Origin of the sequence: Okeania sp. SIO2B9, from assembly GCF_010672505.1 — a bacterium.
GTDB lineage: Bacteria > Cyanobacteriota > Cyanobacteriia > Cyanobacteriales > Microcoleaceae > Okeania > Okeania hirsuta.
In genome coordinates this window covers 1-4,562 of sequence record NZ_JAAHGK010000584.1, presented here as the reverse complement: position 1 = coordinate 4,562, position 4,562 = coordinate 1, and the positions used below count along the sequence as shown (strand labels likewise).

General features: G+C 35.4%; 4 protein-coding genes. 2 read left to right on the top strand and 2 right to left on the bottom strand.

Annotated features, from left to right (window positions below; all coding sequences use genetic code 11):
• Nucleotides 1-281 precede the first annotated feature (281 nt).
• Complete coding sequence (locus tag F6K13_RS35250; protein WP_124147717.1) at nt 282-404, top strand: hypothetical protein; 123 nt, start codon at nt 282-284, stop codon at nt 402-404.
• Nucleotides 405-1,567: 1,163 nt separating this feature from the next.
• Here F6K13_RS35250 and F6K13_RS19540 read toward each other — a convergent pair.
• Both F6K13_RS19540 and F6K13_RS19535 read right to left on the bottom strand, forming a co-directional pair.
• Nucleotides 1,568-2,692 carry a mechanosensitive ion channel family protein gene (locus F6K13_RS19540; RefSeq protein WP_124155269.1) on the bottom strand — a complete coding sequence of 375 codons (1,125 nt, stop codon included), beginning with the start codon at nt 2,690-2,692 and terminating at the stop codon, nt 1,568-1,570.
• A gap of 1,008 nt (nt 2,693-3,700) precedes the next feature.
• Complete coding sequence (locus F6K13_RS19535) at nt 3,701-3,925, bottom strand: hypothetical protein (RefSeq protein WP_124145451.1); 225 nt, start codon at nt 3,923-3,925, stop codon at nt 3,701-3,703.
• Between the two features lie 106 nt (nt 3,926-4,031).
• Here F6K13_RS19535 and F6K13_RS19530 point away from each other — a divergent pair.
• Nucleotides 4,032-4,562 (top strand): hypothetical protein (locus F6K13_RS19530; protein WP_287288091.1); only part of this gene is annotated, 531 nt, incomplete at its 3' end.

The following is a 4,562-nucleotide window of genomic DNA, read 5'->3' as shown; positions in this document are numbered from 1 at the left end:
TGCTGATGATTGTTCCTCACTCATTGATGCGCGAAAAGACTTGACTACCATAATTATATAGACCTCAAATGGGTTCTATATGAAAAAAGATCGAAAAAAATTAAATATTTACAATATCTGCGAACGATAAAATTGTAGATTTAAGGCAAAAAATTATAGATTAATACATAACTACCTTTGCGTCAATTTGGTATAAAACTGATTTACTAAATAATGATTGGCAGATATATTGGATTAACCAGATTCTCCATTTTTAACAGATGAATTGAATTTACTAAAAAATCGTCATTATTACAGATTTACCTATTCTCAGAATTTGCTTGGGTTCTCAATTAATGACACGGGCACTAGGAGCATCAGTTTATGCAGTTCAACTAAAGAAATTGGTTAGTCAATTTACTTAGCATCTTTACAGATAGAGGAGCTACCCTATCAGTACTAGGGAAGCTTTTAAGATGCAGAATTTTCTTTTTTATCCCCTAGAAAGGGAAAACTTGAGACCTTTTTTTTGGTCAAAATTGGAATTTACTGAGGCAGGAATAAACTAATCTTGAGGTTATTTATCGGCAGAAAATACATCTGTTTTACATTGGCGTAGCAATATATTTGATTGACCGGTTAATGCAACTCTACTTGCCTAGACTTCTCAGCATCAAAACCAAGGTTTTACTTGGCAAAAAAATAGTTTAGCTTGGCAATTTCACCCATAAGTAACTATTAGACATCTCCTCCAAATGAGGCAGTAGGCAGCTTTGCTGTAGGCAGTAGGGAACCCACCCCTCGCCCCTCCCCCTCCCAGGAGGGGAAAGAATTGATAATTTATGTGTGAGAATTGATTTTATTTTGGATTTTTACCAGATGTCTATTAGGGAATTAGTAAGGATGGTTTATTGGTCATGGTTTGGAAATATCTGTAACTCCAGATGTCACTGTTGCTAAATTAAGACAGGATACAGCCACAAAGCTGTGAAAAGTAGGAAGTTTCTACAAATAAACTTTAGCAAAGTTGGCGATCAGAGATAGAAAGCATTAATATTCGCCATTAAACTATTAAATAGAAAGAAAAAAGTTAGGTAAGCAGGAACAAAAAGATGTTATATCATGTTCCCCCTCTGGGGGAGCTACGAATTGCGGACGGGTCAGTTATAAATAAAATTTAAGGACTGACAATACCGACAGTACCAAACAAATACTGAAATTATCAATACCCCCAATACCAATATTTCCTCTTTTTCTCCTTTCTTCCCTCCTGATTCCTGACTCCTGAGGACTGACTCCTCACAACAGTTATTTATCAGTATTCAGCGGAAATAACTGACCAGTTACAAAATCGCGCGAACAATTACAAATCAAAAATGATTGACTGTCAGATGTGCGTCTTACATTCTGGAGGGGCTGTGTGCGGAAGTAATTCCGCACAGTAGGCGCCCCGTAGGAGACCTCGCCAATTAGCACTCGCTTTTAAATGCATGACTTTTAATTTCCGCGTAGCGATACTAGAAGGTAAACCTCAACAATAACTACTTGTTTACCATTACCAAAATATTAACTTATGGATATTTAGAACTCAATTCTTGATTGCCATTTTCATATTTTTTGTATAACTTTCTTGGTCAGTAATGATAAAGACATTCTGAGCAGCAATACCCTCTTTTTCCATTAATTTCATTACCCTCAAATGAAATTCATTGGCAGTACGCCCGTAACCAGCAGGAGGATGATATGAAACATATTTAATCTTGCGAGCATTACCTTCAAGACCTAGGAACATTATATAATGTTCCAGAAAACCTTCCATACTTTTAAATATTTCATCAAGACCAGCTATTATTCTCTCTGCTTGATCTGCTGTAATGCCATCAATTTTTAAAGTTCCTGTTATCCCCCACTCTTCAACATTAGCTCTGTCTTGAGACCAGTTATCTACAATACCACCAACCATTCGAGAATTGGGCATTTTAATGATCGAACCCCATTCCCATGAGTACAACTTTGTTGTTCTTAAACCAATTTCTGAAACCTGGAAAAAACCACTTAATCCTGTAACTCCTATCCAATCACCAGGTCTATACAACCCATCAGTATAGATAATTACAGCACAACACCAATCATAGATAATGTCTTTGAACAACAAACCTAAAGCAACACCAGCACCACCAAGTAAACCAATCAAAGCTCCTGCAGATGCTCCCAAAAAGACTTCTGCTCCTTTAATACATACCACAACAATTGCTGCAATCCGAAATAGTCTAGGGAAATAAGGAACCAGCAAATCATCGAGGTCTGTCTCAGTGTGAATAGTTAGATATTTTAGTAGTTGACCTAACAAAGGAGCTGAACGATAAATCACATTTGCTACCAGAGCAATAGCAGCTAAACCGATAATATCAGTTATAATTTTGTTTAACTGAGGACTGATATACTCCATTAAAATTATATGCACTGACCAAAACCCAGCAATTAAAACTAACCAGCCTAAGGGTTCTTTAATGATAGCAATCAATTGATCGTCTAAGTCAGATTTAGTGTTAGAAGCTAGACCCTCAATACTTTTAATAATTACTCCAGCAATAAATCCCTGGAGTATTAGTGTTAATAGCAACACCCCGAGTGCAAATAATAGTTTATATGCCGATAGGCCAAAAATAGAGATTTCTCCAAGACTATTCCAAATTTGTTCTAATAAGTCCATTTTTTTTACTCAACTTAGAGATTTATTATAAGAATAATGTACTTTCCTAGTCTACAGAAACTGAAGTCTAGAGTCTAGTACAATGCAAAATTTAGATTGTTCTTACAGTAGCAAAAAAACAGTCGATCAAGTATTGTTAAATAATATTTTAATATTGGCATTGCATCATCATGGAATTATCAGAGCAGGGATTGGAGAGAGGGCAAATTAAATTTAAAATAACCAGGCATTATCCTGCAAATTATAGAATACCTTAATTTTTTCTGAAAATCTCTTTTGGCTGATGCAAATCAAACTTTACCTTGTCAGACTTTTAAAAAAATCAAAAATAACTTGACTTTTTTAATTAGTTGTCTAGTTCATATATACAGAGCCTACAAAGCTATGCTATATATAGTGTTAGGACTTACGCACCTGCAAGGTATTTTCGTCCGAAGCGACCCACAGGGTTTGCGGAGCAGTCCGGAACGGAAAGCCATCTCAAATCCTAGTTTTTCGTACCTCATGCGTAAGTACTGAATGTATTATTTGAGTAATAATCGGAGAACGAATAAGTAAGTTGGTACAATAAAATCGATGTATATTTAGTTGTGTAAAAAGTTTGAAATAAGGTATTGATAAACTGTCGCCTAATTTTGACGTTTTGATTTTTTAATACTTACCTACTTAGTAGAGTTGTGTAACTCAAGAGAAAGAAAAGATATTAAGATTAAACTATTTTTCTCAAAAGTGCTGTAAGAGTTAGGAACATTTCAGATTGATCTTCCTATATTTGTCGCTCAAATATCAGATGAACTAGAGTTGATATTTTGAGACAAAATTTATAGCAATGAGCGCTGGTATATTTACAAATTGCAGGAGAGGCAAAATAGCTAAAAGTCTTATATTATTCCAACGGAGATGCTGCGCAAACGGCAATTTATTCCCCCTTCCGGAGCTGTTGCCTGTTGCCTACGCACAGCGCTATAGATAGCACAATTCTCGGCGTTGGTGATTTGAGGTATGATATCATATCCGGATAAAAGCGCGATAGAACTCTGTTCCGCGCTCCGCGACCAAAAAACTTTTTCCTTCTACTCCTCTTTCTTCTTCTTTATTCCCTCCTGACTCCTGACTCGGTCCTTCCCCTCCCAGGAGGGGAGGGGTTAGGGGTGGGTTGACTCCTAAGTAATTAAGATGAATATGATACACTAATTCACCAACGCCCAATTCTCCTTCGGGTAATCTTGACACTCATATATTTTGATCTAGGCAGCTTAAAAAAATGTTAATACTCTCCATTTTTTTGCCAAAAATCAAGATATTATTATGTAATAAAATCTACAGAAAAAACAAAATTATGAAGATTGATAAAAAGATTCAAAATGATTTCATAAAAGACGAGAAAAAAATTCAAAAAAAAGCTAAAATAATCAAACAAAAAATCTACAAATTTTTACATAAAACATTAACTATTAATAATGCTAGTAAGCCACAAATAATCGCATTTTACACTTCACTAACCCTTGGTGGAATTAGTTTAACATTAGCTATATTAGGGTCTTTATTGTACACTCTAGAACAAAAAGAGAGATTTGATAATGCTAAACATCAAGCTCAAAGGGAAACAGCTAGAGTTGCTCTGGAGATTGACCGACGACTGTATTTTGCCCAAAAATCAGCTATTTCTGTAGCCAACGACCTCACTTCTGGTAAATTAAATGATGGGGAATTATTGGAGCGACTTAAATCAGAAATTGAGACAAATACAGAACTTTTAGATATTGGGGTTGCTTATCAACCCTTTGCTTATCAACCGGATGTAAAGTTATATGCACCATATTATATCAGGAGAGACGACAAAGTAGAACTATCTGAAACTAAAATTAAC